Below are 21,240 nucleotides of genomic sequence, written 5' to 3' on the forward strand. Positions count from 1 at the left end.
CAGGAGACCGCGCGCCTGCCGCCACGACGGGAGAGGGCGCGCCTGCCGCCACGACGGGAGAGGGCGCGCCTGCCGCCACGACGGGAGACTACGCGCCTGCCGCCACGACGGGAGACTACGCGCCTGCCGCCACGACGGGAGACCGCGCGCCTGCCGCCACGACAGGAGACTACGCGCCTGCCGCCACGACGGGAGACCGCGCGCCTGCCGCCACGACGGGAGAGGGCGCGATAGCAGCGGCTCTTGGCGCTGCGGGCACGGCCTCTGCATCTGCCGGCGGCGCAATCATGCTAGCGGCGTTCGACACGACGGTTTGGCCTTACAAGCTCATAGCCGTGCGGGCGTCCATGGTCGGCGAGAATGGTATCGAACCAGGCAAGACCTATCGCCTGACTGTCGCAGGGGAATTTGAGGAGGTGCGCTAAGGGAATGGAACACCTCATTCTCCCCGAAGACGACGAACCGCCACACCAGTCGCACTCGCTGCGCAATGCGGCTATCGCCGCGGTGCTTATCGCGGTAGCCGTAGTCTTTTTCTATTACTTCCCGTGGGGCGCCTTGGGCTTCACCGCAGGCATCTTCACGGCCATGTGGTTTGCGGAATGACCGCACCAGATCCGCGGCCGTTGATGTTTTGGTGGTCAGCATTGGTGCTGGCCGCACTTATCGCAACATGGGTACTGCAATAGATGGCAATCCCTCTTAGCTCACTTAGGACGACTACCAAGCGTAAGCATCCACCGGTTATCGCCGTGTACGGCACTGGTGGTATTGGCAAGACGACGCTTGCAAGCGAGTTCCCTGACCCGCTGTACCTGTTCACGGAAGGCGAAGAGCCGCCGACCGACATTGAAATGCCGACACTGCAGAACGACGATGGTGAGCCGAAGGCCATTGGTTCATTCTCCGAACTGCTGGACGTTTTTGAGCAGTTGCTGACGGAGGAACACGGCTTCCGCACTGTGATCGTCGACAGCCTGGACGCCCTCGAAAAGCTCGTTTGGGCGCACACCTGCGGCCGCATGGGATGGGACACCATCGACAGCAACGACAAAGGGTCGCCGACAGCGTTCGGCAAAGGCTACCTCGAGGCCGACAACGATTGGAACGACTTCGTGTTGGCTGTCCGCGCGCTGGCCAAGAGAGGCCTGCATGTTGTGCTTATCCTGCATAGCGAGGTGAAGGCGCACAATGATCCGATTGTGGACTCTTACGATCGCTACCGCCCGAAGCTTCAGCGGCGGGCAGCGGACATCATCATGGAGAAAAGCGACGCGCTGCTGTTCATGAACAAGCGGGCATCAATCAAGCAGGTGTCAAAGGCGTTCAGCAAGGAGAAGGAGTCCAAGCCGGAAGGCATGTCTGGCGCCGAGCGTGTCATCTACACGGATGAGCGGGCGGGCTTTTTGGCCAAGAACCGCATGAACATGCCCGCATCCATTCCGTACAAGAAGGGCAAGGGATTCGAGGAACTGTCGAAGTATTTTTATGCCGATGGTCCGAAGGAGGCTGCGTGATGGAAGTGGTCTATGAACTACGTGCTCGCTTCGGCGATGAATGCGAAGACATCGTTGCATCGGAGCACGATGACGATCGGCTGCAGTTAGAGCAAGGCGGCGAGGTGCTCGTCATACCCAAGGCGCACGCTGCCGTATTCATGGAGCGGCTCGCAACATGGGTATCCACTGGTGGGAGGGTCGCGTGATGTGCGTCGTGAGCATGGTTAGTGACCACTACGCCGAGAAGTGGCGCAGGCTGCCTTGGTCCGAGCCTTTCCCTGTAATTGACTGGCCGCACAGCCCGCAGGCACCGCTCGCCGTCACCCGTGAGGAATTCGACGCCCTCAAGCGGGACGTCGAGGGAATGAAGGCACTGCTTAAGCGCGCCAAGGAATACGACGAGCGCAACGGCGAGCCGGATTGTGAGGTCGACGAGAAGATGGACCTGATCCGGCGTGTTGCCGCAGCGGTTGGTGTCGACCTGGACGACGTGATTGGCGCAGCCAAGAAGTAATCAACGAGAGGAACACGATCTATGGCTAAACTTGGAACTACCATTCGCCCGCACGATCACGACACAGAGCAGCAGGACTTCGAACTGCTGCCGGACGGCATCTATCGCCTGGAGGTATCTGCCAGCGACGTCAAGAAGGACGATGATGGCAATACGGTCGCGAACTTCACGATCGAAGTGGTTGAGCCGGAGGATTTTGCGAAGCGAAGGTTCTTCACTTGGGTCGACATCGAGCATCGGGAGGCGGAAAAGCAGGCACGCGGACAGCGGGAAATCTCCAAAATGTCCCGCGCCATGTTTGGTGCTGATGCGCCGGAAAACATCGACGACTCCGAGGAGCTGCACTTCCGAACGTTCACTGCGCGGGTGAAGAGAAACGAGGCGGGCGTTAGCAAGGCTGGCCGCCCGTACAAGGCCAAGAACAGCATCTCGAAATATTTCTACTCGGACGAGGGAGAACTTCCGGAGCCTGAAATCTTCGCCACTCAGCCGGCAACCACCCGCACCGCACCCGCGAACGACAACCGTCAGGCGCCCGCCAATGACAATCGGGCTGCTGCGCGGCCGGCGGCAGCTGCGGCTGGCTCGAAGCCGTGGAGGAAGTGATGGGAAAGCTCAAAATAGCAGCGGCAGCCCTGGCTCTGGCGGCTCTGGCGGGTTGCGCGGCTGACGCCGATGTCGCCTCCAGCAACCTGTCCAAGGCTGCCGACATGTTCCAGATCAACCGCAGGGTTGTCTTCTACAACGGCATTACGGACAGCTACATGCTAACTATCGAGGGTCGTTGCTCCCTCGGCAACAACGACGACCCGAAGGAACTTACGGTCACCTGCAAGACGGGCGCCAACGAGTTCAAAAAGCACTTTCTCGGGCTGTCCGACAACGTGACCTATTTCGTTGAACAGATCGACGGAGCGAACGTCAGCACCTACCACTACAAGGTTATTTTCAAGCCGCAGACGATCATTCCCGACGTAGACCTTAGCGTCGGCTAACCCGCAAGGTGGTGAGCTGCGGCGGCGCGAATGCCGCCGGTTTTTCCAACTGAATGGAGTGTGCAATGGCTTATAAAGCCGAACGCAAGCAGATTTTCGTAGCGGGCGGAGCGGTGACCAGCGTCTTTACGGGCGCAAAAATCAACGACGTTGACGTGTACTTCAAGAGCCGCCGCGCGTTTGAGACTGGCGTTTATCAGTCATACGAAGACGGGCTGTGGTGCGTGGCTGCTAGCAAGCGCGCGGTCACCTTCGCAGACCAAGGCGGCAACATTGCTCAGTTGATGCACTTTGACTATTTCCCAACCGCGCACGACATCTTCAAGGCGTTCGATTACACCATATGCATGGGTGCGCTGGATCTGGATGCCGGGCCGAAAACCGTGTACAATCCGGGCAATCTCCAGTTCGTGACGATTGGCGACGAGCACCCGGAGTCTGGCTTTGTCTTTCACCCGGATTTTCTGAAGCACAACAGCCAGCGATTCCTGAAGTTCAATGCAGGCACCCGCTATCCATTGGCGTCGGCGGGCCGCGTTCTGAAATACCAGCAGCGCGGGTACACCATTGGCAAGGGCGATATCATGAAGATCGCGCTCGCCGTGCGTGGTATCGACATCAATTCATGGGACGACCTCAAGGACCAAATTGGCGGAGCCTACGGCGACAAGGTTGTATTCGAAAAGGAAGACACGCCGTTCACACTTGAGGCGGCGATCGAGGCACTGACTGTGGAGGACGCAGAAAGTGAACCTTGGGCACAGCCGGCAAACGACAACATGCCCGGCGATGCGGAGGCGCTGCTTCGGCACATTGCCGATTTAAATGGAACTGAATTCGTGGCGCCGGAACTCGATGAGGACGGCTGGCCAAAGAAGTTAGCGGCGTAGCCTTTCCGCCGCCTGGCCGTGGGTGCTACCAACAGCCACGGCCACCCCATCCAACCCCACAACCCGGAGCATCCAATGCGCCTTAGCATCGAGCGCAATGACCTTCTGCGTCTGCTCACCAGCACGACCAAGGTCGTCGAGGCACGCAATACCATCCCGATCCTGTCCACGGTGCGCCTGGTTGCGGACGGCAACAAGCTCACCGCCACCGCGACTGACCTTGACATTGAAATCACCGCGTCGACGCCGGTCATGGCTGAGGCGGGCGGCGGTGTGTGTGTTGAGGCGCGGCTGTTGGAGAACATCGTCAAGAAGCTGCCTGCGAGCGCCAACGTGCTGCTTTCCGTCGAGGACAAGAACCTTGTCGTCAAGGCCGGCCGCTCGCGGTTCGTTCTGCAGTTCCTGCCCGTGTCCGACTTCCCCGACATGAGCGCCGGCAAGTTTGCGTCCGAGTTCAAGACAAACTTGGCCGCGCTTCTGGCGCCCGTCAAGTTCGCGATGTCGAACGAAGAGACGCGTTACTATCTGTGCGGCGTGTTTCTGCATGTCAATGGCGGCCAGCTTGTAGCAGTAGCCACGGACGGCCATAGGCTTTCGATCAACAAGACAGAGAGTGTTGGCGACATCCCACCAGTCATCCTGCCGAGCAAGTTCATCGGGCTTGTCCCTGATGGCCAGGTGGATGTGTCTCTGTCCGACACCAAGGTGCGCATCACTACCGCCGATGCGGTAATTACGTCCAAACTGATTGACGGCACATACCCCGACTACCAGCGCGTTGTCCCGACCAGCATCGAGCGTGTCGTGGCCGTCGATGGGCAGGCGCTCGCCGCTGCTGCTGACCGTGCTTCTGTCGTGTCTGACATGCGGACGCCTACTGCAAAGTTGTCCGTGTCGACCAACTCCATCGAAGTGTTTGTGCGCGGCGATAACACCGCAGAAGACACCGTAGAGGCTGAGTACGATGGCGAGCCGTTCTCGGTAGGCTACAACGCCCGATACATGGCCGAAGCCTTGGCTGCGCTACCCGCTGGCTACGTGCGGTTTGCGATGGACCCAACGGGGCCGGCGCTTATCAAGAGCGATGCCGCTCCAGACCAGCTTGTCGTTCTTATGCCGCAGCGTGTTTGAGGACCAACAACGACATGGACAAAGACGTTGAAACGCTTGTGCGGCTTGCAATCGAGCAACTGCGCGACGGCAGGCCGGAAGACGCGCTGCTTACGCTGGAGCGGACGGCGGATCCGAAGTGGCAGGAGCGGGAAGAATGCGAGATAGCGCTGTTGTGGGCCAAATCGTGACACCAGCAACCCAACTCGAGATAGCCGCGCAGTGGCTGCGTGAAGGCGCCATAGCGCTGCGCGGCAAGGCGCCTGCCGCAGATTGAACCGTGTTGCGGACGATTGCGAACGGGCGGCAGGCGTTGAGCCGAAGGGCGATGATTGGTTGAAGGATAGGAGGAAGCGGTGATGAAAATAATTGGCGTTGACAATTTTGCTCGTGAGACTGTCGCCGATCTGCTTGTCTGCGAAAACGTCGCCAACGACTACGTGGGGGGTATAATGGTTGGCGCGCTAAACGACAAACTTGGTGGCGAACATGCAAGCCGCTATTTCAAACTAGTGCCTGCCGGCCACAAGTTATGGCGCGGTATGGAGGAGCTTGTTTAATTGGCCCCCCTCCCACGCCCAACGCCATCAACCGTCCGCGCCATCTACGCTGCTTATGAGGCTGCAAACGAGCATTACGACTCGCTCGGCATCAGCGTTGGCATAGCGAACACGGAATGCGATCGCGCTTTGTGGTACGCCTTCCGGTGGGCTAGCCAGCCGGAACAGATTGACGGCCGCAAGCTGTCAATCTTCCGAACGGGTGACCGATGGGAAGAGGTTCTTGTCTCGGACCTCGAACGCATTGGCGTCGAGGTTTACGGGCAGCAGGATCGCATCCGCCTGGTTGGCGGGCACGTCCGCGGCAAGTGTGACGGCAAGGGGATTGGCCTGCCGGAGGCACCTAAGACGGAGCACCTTTTCGAGTTCAAGTCGTCCAACGACAAGAACTTTAAGGAGATCGCGAAGAAGGGCTGCAGGGAAGCGAAGCCGCTTCACTATGGTCAGTGCCAGCTTGGCATGCACATGTTCGGCTTGACGCGTGCGGGGTATCTCGTCGTGAACAAGAACGATGACGGGCGGTATTTCGAGCGCATCGAGTACGACGCTGTATGGACCTTGCGGCTGCTGGCGCGGCTTGAACGCATAATCAATGCGCCGGAGCCGCCAAGCCGCATGAGCGAAGACCCGGAGTTTTTCAAGTGTCGGTTCTGCGACCACAAGGCGGTATGCCACGAAGGCGCCTGGCCGCGAGTGACTTGCCGGTCCTGTCTGCACTCCACGCCTGAAATGGGTGGTGACGCCCACTGGTCATGCGCTCGATGGGCAAAACCTCTTGGCGTCGAGGAGCAGAAGGTTGCTTGCCCCGCTCACCTCCACATTCCAGCGCTGGTGCCAGGCGAGTTGATTGATAGCGATGAGGCTGCGGAGACGGTCACTTATGCCCTACATAACGGCAAAACATGGACGGATGGTGCAAGTGATCAAGCGCAAAACGCCGGCTGACGTTAACATCGCAGACCGACCCGCAGAGTTTGATAAGCGGGTGGTCGCCCATATCCCGATGCTGCGCAAGTTAGCCGAGCGCTACTGCCATCGGAACGAATGGGATGAAGTCGTGCAAGAGACTGTCGAGTCCGCGCTTATGGCTTGGGAGAAATTCCGGCCTGAGGGGAGTTTCCATAGGTGGCTATATTGGCGCTTTCGCGGTGTTACGCGCCAACGCGGTTCCGATGACGGCAAGCGGCGCGCGCTGATCAGGGAAGACCCGGAAGGACTTGCCGCAGCGCGCGCCTCAACGCCGGCTAGACAGGAGGAAATCGTCTTCACGACCGAAGTGCTGCGTAAGCTGTCGCGCAGCCGTGAGGGGCGTATGCTTGTTCGCGCAGCCTCTGGCGAGACATACGGCGATATCGGCAGAAAGCGCGGCATTGGCGGTGAGCGCGTCAGGCAACTGTGCGAGCGTGCGCGCGAGAAGATTAGCAAAGTGGCGGCTTAACCATGCCCCTCAGATACTACCAGCGAGAGGCGGTAGACGCGATCTTTGACTATTGGCGCGAGACGCCAGGCCACCCGCTTGTCGTGGCCGCCACAGGTACCGGCAAGTCGATCATGCAGGCATCATCGACTTGCGAACTGCTGGACGGCTGGAGCGACATGCGCATCATGAACACCACTCACGTTGTTGAGTTGGTGGAGGGCAACTTTAAGGAGCTTATTGGCCTTCGGCCGTTTGCGCCCGCCGGCATTGGGGCGTCTTCACTTGGACGTCAGGATTACCACGCGCAGGTATTATTCTCGCAACTGCAGACTGTCCACAGCAAGGCGCGCCAGATTGGCCATGTAGACGTGCTTCAGATTGATGAGGCGCATCTTGTGCCCTTCAAGCAAGCTACGATGTATCGCCGACTGATTGATGACCTTATGGCCATCAATCCGGACATGAAAATCAACGGCTTTACAGCCACGGATTACCGGCTTGACGGGGGGCGTCTAACCGAAGGCGACGGCAAGTTGTTCGATGCTGTTGTTTACGACTATGGCATCCGCCGCGGCATCGACGATGGCTATCTGACGCCGATCACCAGCAAGCCAGTTGACACAAACTACGACATAACCGGCGTAGGTCGGTCTATGGGCGAGTATAAGGCGAGCGATTACCGTGCCGCCGTAGACACGGACGAACTCAACCGTCGTGTTGTGCAAGAGGTTTTAGATACGGAGGGCCATCGCAAGAAGGCACTCATTTTCTGCCGAGGAATCGAGCATGCCGCGCGCGTTCGGGACGAATTCAAGCGGCAAGGACGAGCGGTTGAATTGGTCCATGGCGGGACGCCATCAGGCGAGCGCAGGAGGCTAATCGAGGATCTGAAAAGCGGCAAACTGTGGGGGTTGGTCAACGATAACATCCTCTCGACAGGCACCAATATCGTTGGCGTTGATTTGATTGTTGACCTGTATCGAACGATGTCCGCAGGCCGCTACGTCCAGCGCGTCGGGAGAATGACCCGCGTTGTCTATCCGCCTGGCTTTGACCCTGAGTCGGTTGATGCCGCTGCGCGACGGGCGGCCATTGCATCATATCTGAAGCCGAATGGCCGATATATGGATTTTGCCGGCAACATATCCGAACACGGGCCGGTTGACATGGTGCAGCCAAGAAAGCCGGGAAGCGGCAGCGGCGAGGCGCCAATTAAGTTGTGCCCGAACTGCGAGGAGCAGTGCCACGCTTCAGCGCGCATCTGTCATTGCTGCGACCATGAATTCGTCTTTGAGGAAAAGCCAAAGTTTGCAGAGAGGCCGACCGACGCTCCGATCCTGTCGACAGAAACTGCGGCCTGGCGCCCGGTCACCAGCCGATCGTTCCGCTTTCATGAGGGGAAGGGCGAAAACCCGCCAAGCGTGAAGGTCACGTACATGTGCGGGCTGACAACGATCAACGAGTGGCTTTGTCCCCAACACCATGAGCACCCAAACCCGAAGAGCCGCGGCTATCCGACATCCAAGGCTCAAAGATATTGGGCGCAGCACGGCGGGCAGAGGCCGTTCCCGCGCACCGTTTTGGAGTGGCTTGAGCGTCAGAACGAACTGCTTGTTACGGATGAAATCCAAGTCGAGCCGGACGGCAAGTATTGGAAGCCGCGAGACTACAAACCCGGCACCGAACGGCAGTTTGCGGCCGATAACGACAATGGGCGGCCGGCGGATAATGATAACGATTGGAGGCATGAGTTAGATGACGACATCCCCTTCTGAGATTATCGCGAACGAACTGCGGGGTAGCCTTAATGGTTACGCATCCGCTCCGTCGTTGGCTGCACAAGTCGTAGCAGGACTGAACACCGCAGGCTACATCATCGTAGAGAAGGGCAGTATTGGACGCGCGCAACGCGAGGCTGTTGCCGCATATAGGGAGGACCGCCCGCGGCATTATGACCGCCATGGCTACTGTGACAATCCGGCGCGGGGGTACTGAGATATGACCAAACCACAATTCCTAGCCGCGGATGTGGCCAACCTTGAAGCCCACATCCATGCCCTCATGCAGGCATACCCCGACCTTGCCGAGGACGAAGACCTTCGTCGCGACTGCATAGAGGGCGAAACCGATGCGTTCTCCGTTCTCTCCCGCCTCGTCGACATCGAGCGCGAAGCGGACAGCATGTCGCGCGCGATAAAGCAGCGCCAGGACGAGCTTGCCGCCCGCAAAAACATGGCAGACCGTCGCAAGGAAGCCATGCGCACCCTGATGCTGCGCGTCATGAAGGCGGCCGGCATCCAGAAGGCGCCGCTTGTGGAGGCTACCGTTAGCGTAACGAAGGGCCGGCAGTCGGTGGAAATCATCGACGAAACGCTGCTGCCCAAGTGGGCCATCCGCATCAGGACAGAGCCGGACAAGCGGCTGATACTGGAAAGGCTTGCCGCCAACAAGAATGTCAAGGGCGCGCGGCTTAAGGATGGGGACGAGACGATCAGCGTAAGGGTGGCGTGATGAGCACGGTGACCGAAGTAGCCAAAATATGGGGCGTTGCAACGGAACTTCCGGAACATAGCCTCGGCAAGTTCTTGGACGAACTTGATCACGTATATTACAGCATCCCATCCGACTGCCGCGCGTCGGCAGAAATTGATTTTGACCCCTACATTGATTGTGCGGGCGATAGCTATCCGCAAGTGCGCATAACTTATGAGCGCCCGGAGACTCCGGCCGAAAAGGCTAAGAGAACTGGCGACGAGCGTGCACATTGGATGGAGCAACTAGAAAATGCGCGTGAGCGTGTCGACTATTGCACCAAGCAGTTGGACAGCCTGCCGGTTAATCGGAGGACTTGATGAACACCTACGAATACACGGTCGATAAAGACGAAGCCAGATACGAGTTCAAAAGCAAGTTCGTTCCGGAATCCTATTGGGTTTTCGAAGACGCGGCCGAAGACTTCTACCATGAACATGATGGATGGGAGTGCGGGTGGCCCATGCGCTTCGACGTCTATAACGAAGGCAGGTGGCTTGGCGCTAGGGATGTCCATATGGAGATGGAGCCGAACTTTACGGCGTTTGACATTGTGTCCGCCACTTGCACAGCGGTGGCCGCATGATGGAGTACGCGTACGAATACCCCGACAACTTATGGGCCGTCTCCATCGACACAGTCGCCATCACGCGTGTCAATTGCTCGCCGCTGGACCATGGTCCTGACTGCCCACGCTACATCCGCGCCGACATCGTGACCAAACTCCTGTCCGAAGCATGTAGCATAATTCGGAAAGGGCAGGCCGCAGCATCGGCAAGCTATCATCAGGCTTATGCCGAATGGCAGCGGCATGACATCACGGCCAGCAAGCACGGCTCCGTTGTGCAAGACTTCCGCGACGCGGCGTGGCGGTTCTTGTTGGTGTATGAGGAGAAGGCGTGATGGGCAGTTACGCCAACGAAATGCACCGTGCAGAGCGGCTAGCTCAAGAGCGCGGCAGGCGACTTGCCACGGAACGGCGCCCCGTTGTTTTTGCGCAACAACCCGCGCGGCTGCGTGATGACCAAATGCTCTGCCCGGAATGCGGCGACATAGCCGAAAGCGATAGCGTTGACGTCGGGGTTGGCCTCTACATCCGTGGCAACTACGAATGCCGCTGCGGCTGGGAATACGAAGCGGACGGGCGCATGAATGTCGCGTCTTATGACGATTATTTTTACAGCCAGGTGTCGCCATGTATTCCATAGGCCTGGCTATCCGCCCCGCACGAATACGAACCTGACTACGAAGCATATTGGCGCGACCTGGAGTCGCTAGAGGAAGCCATGGCTGACGTGGCGGCTTATGAAGATTGGTTTGTTGAACATGATGAATAGCGAACCGCAGTACACCAAATCTGAACACCTCGACGGGCGCGTGACGCTCTACGGCGGCGATAACCGCGATGTTTTGCGGGACTTGCCCGACTGCTCGATAGACAGCATCGTGACTGACCCGCCCTATGCGCTCGTGTCCATCCAGAAGCGGTTCGGCAAGCCGGGCAGCGCGCCCACCAAAGACGGCGACGTCTACAGCCGCGCTAGTGCCGGATTCATGGGCAAGCAATGGGATACCGGCGAGGTTGCCTTTAGCGAAGTGTTTTGGGCCGAATGCCTCCGCGTGCTGAAGCCTGGCGGGCACGTTGTGGCGTTCTCCGGCACGCGCACTTACCACCGCATGGCTGTGGCGATCGAGGATGCGGGCTTTGAAATCCGCGATCAGTTGGCTTGGTGCTATTTCAGCGGATTCCCCAAAAGCCACAATGTGGGGAAATCGATCGACAAACACCTCGGTGCCGAACGCGAGAAAGTGCGCGTCGATAACCCGCGCATTGCGAACATGCCGACCGCCAATACTGGCGCTGGTCGTCCGTGGCTGGATGCCGCAATTGAGCGAGGATACCATGAGAAGGCCGGCGACGAACCGGCCACGCCGCAGGCTGCGGCGTGGAACTCGTGGGGGACGGCTCTCAAGCCGGCGTGGGAGCCTATCGCATTAGCTAGAAAGCCGCTCATTGGAACGGTTGCGCTTAACGTCCTTGAACACGGTACGGGGGTGCTGAACATCGACGGTTGTCGAGTCGGCGACGAGCTTAAAGTGGTTACGGCCAGCAACGGGATCCGAATTTCAGAAAACGGAAGCATGGCCGGCGGCAACTCTGCCATAGTTGCCGCCGGTATCAAGGTTGGTGCTTGGCCGGCGAACATCCTTACGGACGGCAGCGATGAAGTTTTTGCTGTGTGCGGAGATGCCGCCGAGAACGTCTCGCGCCTATACTTCTCAGCAAAAGCCGACAAACTCGACCGCATCGGCAGCAAGCATCCAACCGTGAAGCCGGTCGACCTGATGCAATGGCTTGTGCGGCTGGTCACGCCGAAAGGCGGACTGGTGCTGGATCCATTCGCCGGCAGCGGCTCAACGGGCGAGGCGGCATGGCGCGAGGGTACGCGCTGCATACTAATTGAGCGCGAGGAAGAATACCAGGCCGATATTGCCGAGCGGCTGCGTTTAGCAGACGCCGGGCCGGCTACCCGTAAGGCACGCGCCGTTAAGCAGGCGGCGAATGACAATGACTTGCCGTTGTTTGGCGGCACTGGCACGGGGGGGGTATCGGGGTGAAGGAAGGCAAATCTACGGCCACTTCGCAGATCAAAACGGACGGCGGAATCATGGCGGGTAAGGGTGGCTTTGGATTCCGTATTCGCGAACATAAGGAACGGGCCGCATGAGCCAGCACGACCCAGCCGACTGCTTTTTCTGCGGCCAACGCGCAATCGGCATAGGCATTGGCTTTACCACGTCCCGCGACAACGACCCAAGGTGGCTTTGCATGTCCTGTGTTCCACTAGCCAACGACATCAGGCGCCTCAAGCGGCCCGACGCCTACAAACTCAAGGCACGCGAGGGGGGCATGGAGGCGGCCGGTCCGCTGGTGGATGAGTTCGGCACAGACCTTGGTGAATGGTCGGAGGAGCAGGTTCTCATGTTTGTCGGAGCCATATGGGATGGCTGCTCGAGGCGGTTGAGGGAATTGGTGAGAAACGACAGTGCTCCATTTTGACGGACCAAGCGTCCTAGACCTGTTTAGCGCGGCGGCGGGCGGGTGGTCGTTGGGCATGCATCGCGCGGGCTATCACACCATAGCCGCATGCGAAGTCGTCCCGTGGCGGCGCGCGCTTTACTTGCAGAATAACCCCGGAGTTCCCGTCTATGACGATGTCACCACACTCACCGCAGACCGACTTGTTCGGGACGGTATTGGACTTCCCGACGTCATCGTCGGCTCGCCGCCGTGCCAGGACATCAGCAGCGCCAACACCAAAGGCAAGGGCGTCGACGGAGAGCGAAGCGGCCTCTACTTCGAGGCTGTCCGACTTATCGACGAATGCCGGCCTCGTTGGTTCGCTCTTGAAAATAGCGCTAATCTCCGAACTAGAGGCGCTGACCGGATCATCGATGCGCTGGCGGCAATCGGCTACACCTGCTGGCCATTCGTGGTTAGTGCTGGAGACATCGGCGCTAACCACGAACGAAAGCGAAGCTGGCTCATCGGCTTCAATGCTCGCGACACCGCGCAAGACGGATGCCGATCGGGGCGGGCGTGGGGACGTGCTTTCACAGTTGCGCGGCTATCCGAGCAAGCATGCGGGGATGCCGACGCCACGAGCATCGGACGCGCATCATGGGGCGGAAGTGGCGAAGGCGCATGCGGAGAAGGCGACTGGCGTGTCACTGGTGACTGCGCTGCACATGGGCGCCAAGGAAATGTTCCACAAGCCGACAGCGAAGGCCAACTTTGCGTCCGCGAGCATGCAGAAGTGGGAATCGTGCCGGCCGTGGAATGTAATGTTCGAGACTTTGCCAACGCCAACGAAGCGAGACAAGCGGCTGGACTCCAAGAGTCCAGCCCACGATTGTCGCCACAGTCCGGCGCTGGATGCGGTGGTGAGCGGTGCGATGACGGGCAAGGCGTCGGACAAGTGGATTGGCGCGAGGCTGCTGGCACAACTCCTGCAGAGCCGTGGGCTGACTGGAACGGCGGCCTTGCCGGTCACCTACGGGTGGATGATGGGCTATCCACCTGGGTGGCTGAGTCGCGCATTGCGGTCGGCGGTCCACGCGGAACAGTTGCGGCTAGTCTCATCGTTGAAGCCTTCGGGGACGCGGTCTGCCCGCAAATCCCGGAAGCCATCGGCCACGCCATCCTCCGAGTAGAGGCTGCCCTGGCCGCCCTTTACGCACCCGCAAACGACAACACGAACAAGGACGCCAGGCCCTTGCAGCCTCAAGCCTTGCAGCAGCCTAGCACGCCACTAGACCTCGCCCTTTCCTACATCGCTCGCGGATGGCCAAAATGATCTACAACATCAAAGCAATACCAACGACATATGCCGGCGTGAACTTCCGCTCACGACTGGAGGCGCGGTGGGCCGCATTCTTCGATCTATGTGGGTGGAAATGGGATTATGAGCCTTTTGATTTGGATGGTTGGACTCCGGATTTTCTGATAAAAACTCGTATTGCTGATGTCCTGGTTGAGGTTAAGCCGCTTCACATTGAGCGTGTTATAGGTCATCCAGATATTCTTGAATTTGAAAAAGCTTGTAAGCATAGAGACGCGCACCAAATACTCCTCATCGGGCTGTCTCCGGTGGAGCGATCATTAGTGCCGGGCTCTCTGCTACTAGCGGGTCACGCTATTTGTGGGACGACATAGCAGTGGAGTTGCAGCCGCCTCAAATCGACTGGGCAACTGGCGAATACATCGAGCCAGATTCGCGGTGGCGCGAAGCTGGCAACCGCGTCCAGTGGGGCACATCATCGGCAGAGCCTCATCAATCAGCGCTTGAGCTTGTCAGCAGAGCAGCAAGGAAAGCAGCGTGACAGAACTTGACCTAGCCCTTTCCTACGCCGAAGCCGGCGTTCCCGTTTTCCCTTGTCGCGCCGCCGATGAGGATACCGGCCAACACGATCCTGACACCGGAGAAGTGATAATCCTCAAAGCAAAGACGCCTCTGGTCAGTAACGGCTTTAAGGGTGCCACGAAGAACATTCCTCTCATCAAGCGCATGTGGCCGCGCTTCCCCGGCGCAATGGTCGGGATTCCCACGGGAGAGCAGTTAGGCGCGTGGGTGCTTGACATCGACGTTCACAGGGATGACGATGGCAAAATCATCAACGGCTTTGAAACACTAGCCGCGCTCGAGGATGTTCACGGCCCGCTTCCACGCACCGCCGTCGCCAGAACAGCTGGTGGCGGCGAGCATCACTATTTCGAATACGCCCCTGGCGTTCGTAACCGAGGGCGCCTCGGCGCCGGTCTGGACGTTCGAGGTTCGGGTGGCTATGTGATCGCCCCTGGCAGCAAGACTGCGGATGGCCGCGATTATCTGTGGGTGGACTTTGATGGCCTCGGCCTTCCTCCGTTGCCGGCCGCGCCCGATTGGTTGCTTGAGCTTGTCCTACCAAAGGCGCCAGTGCAACACGGCGGTGATTATTCGTACGGTGGAGGCGACAATTCAGCGTATGTCGAGCGTGCCGTTTCTGATGAATTGCGGATGCTGGCAACTGCCCCACAAGGCTCGCGTGGTGAGGCGGTCAACCGTAGTGCATTCAACCTTGGAACAATGGTCGGAGCCGGCGCCCTGTCTCGATCAGAGGCCGAAGCCGGGTTGCTTGACGCTGCCTACGCCAACGGCGTGGTGGCGAAAGATGGCGAGAAAGAGATAAGGGCCAAAATCCGCCGCGGTCTGGATGCTGGCATAAAGCAACCGCGCCAGATACGGGAGCCCGATTATTGGAGCGACGGGACACGCCCGGTTAAGCTCGACGGCATGATTGCGAAGGGTCTAGTGAAAAAGGCGCCTGCCCCCACAGCGGCGGCGCCCGCTGTCGTGTCCGAAGTTTGTATACATTCTTCGGACAGCGCGCAGACCGAGCACGAGGACGATGTGCCTGATTACAAGCTCGAGGCCGTGGCCGACCTTGAGTCACTGACCTATCCTGGCGGACTGGTAGAAGACCTTATTGATTGGATAGTGTCGTCGGCGGAGTATCCTTCGCGAACGCTTGCAATGGCTGCCGTCCTGCCCATGGTCGCGGCATTATGTGGCGCCCGCTATTCAACCGGCAGTCGCGATACCAGGACCAACATCTACACGGTGGCGTTGGCAGAATCCGGCTTCGGCAAGGAACATGCCCGCAGCCAGATAAAACGCATCCTGATGAATGACCGCGGTGTATTTAGCGACTATAGCGGCCCGGCCCGTATTATGTCTGCGTCTGCGCTTCGTGAGGTGCTGGAAAAGAACTCGTCCGTCAACTGTCAAATCGATGAGTTCGGTGGCTTTGTTCGGGAAATTACCGATCGCAAGGCGGGCAGCCACCAACGTGCAATCTCAACGGACATGCGCGATTACTACTCGGCATCGTCTACGTTTTTTGAGGGCGCTGCGTACCGCGGTACGCCCCCGAAACGCATCTATAATCCGTGCCTATGCATCCACGGGACGTCAACGCCAGAGCAATTCTGGACGGCCCTTTCGTCCGCCAGCGCCGAAGATGGACTTTTGCCACGACTGATACTGTTTCACGTCAAGGGCGAAAAGCCAGCGGCTGTTAAGCCGAAGCGTGATGTTAGAGACGTTTCGCACATCCTAATGGAGCGGATGGCCGGGGTTGCGGGCATTGACGTCGCCAAGAAGCGCGGAAACTTAGCCGAAAAGGGTATAAAGGTTAAGGCCGATTGGGCGGAGAACAAGCCTTATATCGTGCCGTGGACGCCAGATGCAGAAGGCGTTTTCATGGCCGTAAAGGAGACCATTGATGCGAGGGAGGGGCAAGTTGCGGTGGAGGAGCGGCCTTTCGTTCGGCGCATTGTGGAGAACGCTATCAAGCTGGCGCTTATCGTTGCAGTCGGGAAGGATCCGTCCGAGCCAATTATAACCGAGGCGGACTTTGAATGGGCCGCTGCTGTAGCGTGGACATGCGCCGCAGGCATGCTGGCCGAGGTGGGAGACCGCCTGGCCGACAATCAGCGTGAGGCAAACTACAAGAAGATTGCCGGCCTCATACGAAAGGCTGGCAAGAAGGGTATCACAGAGGGTCGTATGTTCGACCGATGCAAGGCGATCGACGGATGGCAGAAGAAGGAAATTCTCGAAGAACTTTTCAAGACCGGAAGCGTCGTTGTGGCCGCCAACGACAATAAATCCGGGCGCCCCGCGAAGCGGCTTGTGTGGGCCGAATAACGTCCATCCACGCCTGACTTTCGTCCATGGATGAAAGTGGACTTTCGTCCATTTGTCCGACTTTCATCCACTCGCAGAATGGACGAAAGTCAGGCCAAAAAACACAATGAAAACAACGACGTATATACTATATATATAGTTTCATCCATTTATCCATAACGTTATGTATATGTACCATTTTCTATCATTTTCATAGGTCTGTGTAATATATAGAGGAGAAATGGACGAAATGTCAGACGCTGCGGTCGCATCTACCCAAACCATCCATTCTGCTGCGAGTAGCGAGCAGCGACAAATCGTCATCGACACCGAGACCACCGGGATCGACTTCGCGACTGACCGCATCGTCGAGATTGGTGCGGTAGAGTTGGACGGCCTGACGCCCACGGGCCGCACCTACCACGCCTACCATAACCCCGGCATACCGGTGCCTGCGGAAGCCACAGCCATCCACGGTCTGACCAACGAGTTCCTTGCCGGCTTCCCGGCGTTCCAGCCCGAGCCGCTTCTGGCGTTTATAGGTGACGCCCCGCTTGTGGCCCACAACGCCGGCTTCGATATCGGCATGCTTAACGCCGAACTGCGGCGGTGCCGCTGTCCTGCGCTGGCCAACCCTGTGGTCGACACGCTTGCCATGGCGCGTATCAAGCATCCGGGCGCCTCGTGCAACATGGACGCCCTATGCAAGCGCTACGGCGTGTCCACGGCCCGCAGAACGAAGCACGGCGCGCTTCTGGATGCGGAACTGCTTGCAGCGGTCTATTACGCCCTTGCGGCTGAGCAACAGACACTAGATTTAGTGGCATCAGAGCATTCTATCCCCTATATTATGGTTGTGGGGCGGCAGACGCCGTTGGTGGGGCGAGTAACGGAAGCCGAGATGGCCGCGCATGCGGCGTTCGTGGCGGAACTGGAAGCGGCGAGTGGGAGGCGTTTGTGGGCGTGACAAAACACGAGTCAGTGTTGCGGGCTGTCCTGCGTTGGGCTGAGCAGCGCTGTCCTTGCCATAACGAGGAACCAAACCCCTGTCCGCTTTGTGGCGCCTCGGTTGAAAACCTTGAAGCGTGCAAGTCGGCTGAGAACACCATCCCGCTGCGGTTGCTCCGCGATATCAGGGTCGCTTTGGTATGACCAGCACCCGGCAGACCATCCGCCTGAACGGTAAGCGCACCATCCTAACCACCCGCAACGGCAAGGTCACGGCTAAGCCTGCACTGCCCCAAGAGTGGGAGTTGCAGGCCCACCAAGTCAAAGCCCTGCGCGCCATGCCGGAATACGCCAAGACGGCGCGCGATGTCCGCCCCGGCATGTTTACGTTGGCCGGCGATCAGAATGCAGCCCGCCGCGGTCCAAAGGCGCGCATGCAGGCTCTTGCTGCGGGACTGACGGCCGGCGAACATGACGTTCGTATCTACATGTATGGCGGGCGGCTAGGGCTTATCGAAAACAAGGTCGGCCGCGCGAAACTCGAGCCGAGCCAGGAAGCGCGTCATCCGCTTCTGGTGGCACTAGGCTTCACCATGCAGGCGGTCATCCGGGCGACGACGGAAGAAGACGCAGCTGCGCAGGCAGTGCGCCTAGTGCGCCAGTGGTTGGCCGCGAATGATAATCAAGCGCAGAGGGCGGTGGCATGAAGAGGATTGCTCGTATAGTGGCCAGCGACGGCTCGGAACTGCCGGCGCGGATGCCGTACGGCACCGAACGGGACGCAGTGCATGCCGAGAAGCGGCGTCTTGCGGCACGCGCTTCCTACGGCAAGGATTGGGATGGCAAGGCTGATAATGACAACGCGGTGAATTGGCCGCTTGCCCGGGCACTTGTTCGGGAGGGCAATATCGAACTGCTCAAGGTGGCGATTTCCTATCGCAAGATATATGAGCTGGCCAAATCAGAAGCCATGCTTGGAGGTAAGGCTGCGCCGATCGGCGACGGCATGAATTTTGACCAGTATGTGAAGACGCTTGAAAGCGGAGACGTCGAGTACAAAGGCGCGCGCAAATCCAAAGCTGCTGCAGTCGACATACCTGCAAGAATGAAGATACCGGCAGGCAGCCTGTCGAGCACGAACCAAACCAACGTCCCGAAGCCGTGGAATGGCGACAAGCCCGTAAACGACATGATTGATGCCAAGGCCAAGTTGTCGGCACTGCAGCTTCGACTTGGCTACCTGTGTGAGCCGTTTGAGATGGCGTGTATTGATGGCGCGACATTGCAGGAAGTCGGAAACAGTGTTGGTGTGTCCAACAGGACTGGTGCGCAGGCCGCCGGCCGTGCTGTGGTGCACATGGCTTTGATAACCGTTAGGGATATCCTGCGCAGGTAGCGCATGCGCAAATCCCCGTCGCGGAGCGGGTAGGGTAGAGGCATACGGCCTCACGAAACATGTAGTTTCGGCGTAGGTCTACCCGACGAGCCGCAAGAGTCCATAGTGACCGGCCAACGGACGGGAGTGCGCCGAATGCCATCGCCACCTGGCGCCGTCCTCCTCCGGCGACTCGTGGCTTTCTGCTTAGGCGTTTAAGCGGAGCGCGAAAATGCGCAGGACGCCCGACACCGTGCAAGGCGGTGACCAATACGTGCCGGGTGTAGAGACCGGCTTATTGGGTCGGCACCGGACCAGCGTGGCAAAGCGTGGTGCGAGTATTTGCGGTGTTGCTTGCTGACAAATGCCCCGAGGCATTTCTACGGATAGGCAAGACGAGGCGATTTGGCCCGCCGCCTTTTATTCGCGTAGCTTAACGGTAAAGCAGCGGTCTCCAAAACCGCCGATGTTTGGTTCGACTCCCGCCGCGTTTGCCAATCACCCCACGCACTGCTTAGCGGTGCGTCCGCACCAGCGCCGCAATGATAAGGCGGTTTTGCTGGTGCCTTTTTTCGGAGGTTCGCAATGGACGAAGATCGACCGCGACCCGCTACACAGGGTGTAGCGCAGTTGGTAGCGTGCCCGCCTTGGAAGCGGGAGGTCGCCAGTTCGAACCTGGCCACCCTGACCAATTCGCCCAAAGGGCGACAGCAAGGTTAGTTATCCCGCTTCGTCTAACGGTAGGATAACGGACTTTGAATCCGCAGATTGTGGTTCGAATCCACAGGCGGGAACCAACATAAATAGGGCTGCGCTCAGGGTAAGCGCGCGATCCTTGCAAGATTGCTTGAGTTCGGTTCGAGTCCGAAGCGGTCCACCAGATATGCGGATATAGCTCAGAGGCAGAGCAGTAGGCTTCCACCCTATGCGCGGGATTTCGATATTCCCTATCCGCTCCATTACGCTGGCGTAGCTCAGTAGGTAGAGCGCGGCTCTTGTAAGGCCGATGTCGCAGGTTCGATCCCGTGCCGTCAGCACCATATATGTGAGGAGGACACACATGCACAAGCAAGCTCTACTCGCCTATTGCGACACGGTGCTGGCATGCAAAGCCTGCACAGGAACAACACGCATGTTCTGGCAGATGCTGCGTGACAAAGTGCAGCCATCGCTTGGGAGTATATTCAGGTGATCACGGCCCTACTCATAGCCGCAGCCGTAGTGGTTGCTATATTGGTTGCCACCGTGCTTGGCGTTGGCGCCTATCTCGCTTTCATGGGAGCGAACTTTAGGTAATGCGTAGGCCAGACCTGCGCACCGACACAACCAAGGCATATCGAAGGCTTTATAAGACTGCACGTTGGCAGCGCTTGCGCGAGTGGCAACTAGGTCGCGACCCACTATGCCGCATGTGTCTTCAGGTGGAGGACGTCACCGCAGCAGATACGGTCGACCATGTTAGACCACACAAAGGCGATGAGGTGTTGTTCTTCGATGGCAACAATCTGCAATCGCTATGCGCATCATGCCACAACAGACACAAGCAGCGCGAGGAGCGCGGCAACGCTAGACCGGCCATTGGCATTGATGGCTACCCATTGGGGTAGAGGGGGTGTCGGCGGCTCTGGTGGCGTCTGCCGCAGGACCGGCGTGGCAGGATGGCTTTAGCGCTAATACAGTTTTTCCTATGAGGACGCACGATGGCGAAGCGCAAGGCGCGCATTGATAGTGCGTCCGAAGCGGTGCGAGTGATGGCGAAGGCGGTTAGTGATGTCGCGCCGCCGGACAACGTTCCGCTCGATCCAGAGGATCTGCCGTTCTTTCGGAACGTCATCGCGGAATACGCGCGATCGGAGTGGTCATCTCACCAGCTCGAGATCGCGGCCATGTTGGCGCGCACGATGGCCGACCTGACCCGCGAGCAGAAACTCTTGCGTGACGAAGGCGGCGTCTCCTACTCGGAAAAGGGCACGCCTGTGGCCAATCCGCGCAAGTCGATTGTGCAGATGCACGCCAGTTCAATCCTGTCCTTCCGCCGTTCGTTGTCGCTTCACGCGCGCGCGCAAGCGGGCGAGGCTAGGGACGTTGCCAAGCGGAGGGCGGGCGCCAAGGCCATCGAGAGCGACAACCCTTTAGAGGATGATTTGCTGGCTCGGCCCGAATAAGAC

The 21,240-nt window shown here is 58.9% G+C and carries 28 protein-coding genes and 5 tRNA genes; all 33 read left to right on the top strand.

Translation table 11 applies throughout. The features are described 5' to 3' along the window. The first annotated feature begins 429 nt into the window (after positions 1-429). The 33 genes from AC5JDC_RS15660 to AC5JDC_RS15820 all read left to right on the top strand — a co-directional run bounded on the left by AC5JDC_RS15660 (position 430) and on the right by AC5JDC_RS15820 (position 21,237). The gene (locus AC5JDC_RS15660) at positions 430-606 is read left to right on the top strand and encodes a hypothetical protein (RefSeq protein WP_495842502.1); all 177 of its coding nucleotides are present in this window, start codon (positions 430-432) and stop codon (positions 604-606) included. Positions 607-752: 146 nt separating this feature from the next. Then, the gene (locus AC5JDC_RS15665; protein ID WP_495842504.1) at positions 753-1,517 is read left to right on the top strand and encodes an ATP-binding protein; all 765 of its coding nucleotides are present in this window, start codon (positions 753-755) and stop codon (positions 1,515-1,517) included. After that, positions 1,517-1,705, top strand: a complete 189-nt coding sequence (locus AC5JDC_RS15670; RefSeq protein WP_495842506.1) for a hypothetical protein — start codon at positions 1,517-1,519, stop codon at positions 1,703-1,705. The genes AC5JDC_RS15665 and AC5JDC_RS15670 overlap by 1 nt, the downstream gene beginning before the upstream one ends. Beyond that, on the top strand, positions 1,705-2,013 hold the full coding sequence (locus AC5JDC_RS15675) for a hypothetical protein (RefSeq protein ID WP_495842508.1): 309 nt from the start codon (positions 1,705-1,707) through the stop codon (positions 2,011-2,013). The genes AC5JDC_RS15670 and AC5JDC_RS15675 overlap by 1 nt, the downstream gene beginning before the upstream one ends. A gap of 21 nt (positions 2,014-2,034) precedes the next feature. Continuing rightward, positions 2,035-2,619 (top strand): DUF669 domain-containing protein, encoded by a 585-nt coding sequence (locus tag AC5JDC_RS15680; protein ID WP_495842510.1) that lies wholly within the window; start codon positions 2,035-2,037, stop codon positions 2,617-2,619. After that, entirely contained in the window at positions 2,619-3,008 is a 390-nt protein-coding gene (locus AC5JDC_RS15685; RefSeq protein WP_495842512.1) for a beta-sandwich lipoprotein, read from the top strand. The genes AC5JDC_RS15680 and AC5JDC_RS15685 overlap by 1 nt, the downstream gene beginning before the upstream one ends. A gap of 65 nt (positions 3,009-3,073) precedes the next feature. Further along, complete coding sequence (locus AC5JDC_RS15690; protein WP_495842514.1) at positions 3,074-3,898, top strand: Gabija anti-defense Gad2 family protein; 825 nt, start codon at positions 3,074-3,076, stop codon at positions 3,896-3,898. Between the two features lie 75 nt (positions 3,899-3,973). Further along, positions 3,974-5,029: a DNA polymerase III subunit beta gene (gene dnaN / locus AC5JDC_RS15695; protein ID WP_495842516.1), complete on the top strand. Its 1,056-nt coding sequence runs from the start codon at positions 3,974-3,976 to the stop codon at positions 5,027-5,029. Positions 5,030-5,043: 14 nt separating this feature from the next. Then, positions 5,044-5,199, top strand: coding sequence for a hypothetical protein (locus tag AC5JDC_RS15700; RefSeq protein WP_495842518.1), 156 nt, complete (start codon positions 5,044-5,046; stop codon positions 5,197-5,199). A 168-nt stretch (positions 5,200-5,367) separates the two neighbouring features. After that, positions 5,368-5,568 (top strand): hypothetical protein, encoded by a 201-nt coding sequence (locus AC5JDC_RS15705; RefSeq protein WP_495842520.1) that lies wholly within the window; start codon positions 5,368-5,370, stop codon positions 5,566-5,568. Next, positions 5,569-6,513, top strand: a complete 945-nt coding sequence (locus AC5JDC_RS15710) for an oxidoreductase (RefSeq protein WP_495842522.1) — start codon at positions 5,569-5,571, stop codon at positions 6,511-6,513. Further along, positions 6,488-7,006: a sigma-70 family RNA polymerase sigma factor gene (locus tag AC5JDC_RS15715; protein WP_495842524.1), complete on the top strand. Its 519-nt coding sequence runs from the start codon at positions 6,488-6,490 to the stop codon at positions 7,004-7,006. Before AC5JDC_RS15710 ends, AC5JDC_RS15715 begins: the two co-directional genes overlap by 26 nt. Before the next feature lie 2 nt (positions 7,007-7,008). Then, entirely contained in the window at positions 7,009-8,763 is a 1,755-nt protein-coding gene (locus AC5JDC_RS15720; RefSeq protein WP_495842526.1) for a DEAD/DEAH box helicase, read from the top strand. Between the two features lie 223 nt (positions 8,764-8,986). Continuing rightward, positions 8,987-9,499, top strand: a complete 513-nt coding sequence (locus AC5JDC_RS15725; protein WP_495842527.1) for a siphovirus Gp157 family protein — start codon at positions 8,987-8,989, stop codon at positions 9,497-9,499. Further along, positions 9,499-9,840, top strand: coding sequence for a hypothetical protein (locus AC5JDC_RS15730; RefSeq protein ID WP_495842529.1), 342 nt, complete (start codon positions 9,499-9,501; stop codon positions 9,838-9,840). Before AC5JDC_RS15725 ends, AC5JDC_RS15730 begins: the two co-directional genes overlap by 1 nt. Then, the gene (locus AC5JDC_RS15735) at positions 9,840-10,106 is read left to right on the top strand and encodes a hypothetical protein (protein ID WP_495842531.1); all 267 of its coding nucleotides are present in this window, start codon (positions 9,840-9,842) and stop codon (positions 10,104-10,106) included. The genes AC5JDC_RS15730 and AC5JDC_RS15735 overlap by 1 nt, the downstream gene beginning before the upstream one ends. After that, positions 10,103-10,423 (top strand): hypothetical protein, encoded by a 321-nt coding sequence (locus tag AC5JDC_RS15740; protein ID WP_495842533.1) that lies wholly within the window; start codon positions 10,103-10,105, stop codon positions 10,421-10,423. The genes AC5JDC_RS15735 and AC5JDC_RS15740 overlap by 4 nt, the downstream gene beginning before the upstream one ends. Beyond that, positions 10,423-10,728 (top strand): hypothetical protein, encoded by a 306-nt coding sequence (locus AC5JDC_RS15745; protein WP_495842535.1) that lies wholly within the window; start codon positions 10,423-10,425, stop codon positions 10,726-10,728. Before AC5JDC_RS15740 ends, AC5JDC_RS15745 begins: the two co-directional genes overlap by 1 nt. Positions 10,729-10,825: 97 nt before the next feature. Further along, on the top strand, positions 10,826-12,139 hold the full coding sequence (locus AC5JDC_RS15750) for a DNA-methyltransferase (RefSeq protein ID WP_495842537.1): 1,314 nt from the start codon (positions 10,826-10,828) through the stop codon (positions 12,137-12,139). Positions 12,140-12,245: 106 nt separating this feature from the next. Further along, on the top strand, positions 12,246-12,581 hold the full coding sequence (locus AC5JDC_RS15755; RefSeq protein ID WP_495842539.1) for a DUF6511 domain-containing protein: 336 nt from the start codon (positions 12,246-12,248) through the stop codon (positions 12,579-12,581). Then, positions 12,568-13,878: a DNA cytosine methyltransferase gene (locus AC5JDC_RS15760; protein WP_495842541.1), complete on the top strand. Its 1,311-nt coding sequence runs from the start codon at positions 12,568-12,570 to the stop codon at positions 13,876-13,878. The genes AC5JDC_RS15755 and AC5JDC_RS15760 overlap by 14 nt, the downstream gene beginning before the upstream one ends. Further along, complete coding sequence (locus AC5JDC_RS15765; RefSeq protein ID WP_495842543.1) at positions 13,875-14,237, top strand: PDDEXK family nuclease; 363 nt, start codon at positions 13,875-13,877, stop codon at positions 14,235-14,237. Before AC5JDC_RS15760 ends, AC5JDC_RS15765 begins: the two co-directional genes overlap by 4 nt. Positions 14,238-14,400: 163 nt before the next feature. Further along, complete coding sequence (locus AC5JDC_RS15770) at positions 14,401-16,770, top strand: bifunctional DNA primase/polymerase (protein WP_495842545.1); 2,370 nt, start codon at positions 14,401-14,403, stop codon at positions 16,768-16,770. A 229-nt stretch (positions 16,771-16,999) separates the two neighbouring features. Then, a complete protein-coding gene (gene dnaQ / locus AC5JDC_RS15775) occupies positions 17,000-17,716 on the top strand; it encodes a DNA polymerase III subunit epsilon (RefSeq protein WP_495842632.1) in 717 nt (238 codons plus the stop codon). A gap of 181 nt (positions 17,717-17,897) precedes the next feature. Further along, positions 17,898-18,404, top strand: coding sequence for a VRR-NUC domain-containing protein (locus tag AC5JDC_RS15780; protein WP_495842547.1), 507 nt, complete (start codon positions 17,898-17,900; stop codon positions 18,402-18,404). A gap of 17 nt (positions 18,405-18,421) precedes the next feature. Then, positions 18,422-19,093 carry a hypothetical protein gene (locus AC5JDC_RS15785; RefSeq protein ID WP_495842549.1) on the top strand — a complete coding sequence of 224 codons (672 nt, stop codon included), beginning with the start codon at positions 18,422-18,424 and terminating at the stop codon, positions 19,091-19,093. A 594-nt stretch (positions 19,094-19,687) separates the two neighbouring features. Next, a tRNA-Pro gene (locus AC5JDC_RS15790) sits at positions 19,688-19,763 on the top strand. 32 nt (positions 19,764-19,795) lie between these two features. Next, positions 19,796-19,869, top strand: a tRNA-Gln gene (locus AC5JDC_RS15795). Between the two features lie 9 nt (positions 19,870-19,878). Next, positions 19,879-19,952 (top strand) — tRNA-Ala (locus AC5JDC_RS15800). Positions 19,953-19,957: 5 nt separating this feature from the next. Then, positions 19,958-20,031: transfer RNA gene (locus AC5JDC_RS15805), tRNA-Gly, on the top strand. Between the two features lie 4 nt (positions 20,032-20,035). Further along, positions 20,036-20,112: transfer RNA gene (locus tag AC5JDC_RS15810), tRNA-Thr, on the top strand. 369 nt (positions 20,113-20,481) lie between these two features. Next, a complete protein-coding gene (locus AC5JDC_RS15815; RefSeq protein WP_495842634.1) occupies positions 20,482-20,679 on the top strand; it encodes an HNH endonuclease in 198 nt (65 codons plus the stop codon). 93 nt (positions 20,680-20,772) lie between these two features. Further along, positions 20,773-21,237 (top strand): terminase small subunit, encoded by a 465-nt coding sequence (locus AC5JDC_RS15820; protein ID WP_495842551.1) that lies wholly within the window; start codon positions 20,773-20,775, stop codon positions 21,235-21,237. Positions 21,238-21,240: the final 3 nt, after the last annotated feature.

Source organism: Kumtagia sp., assembly GCF_059502445.1.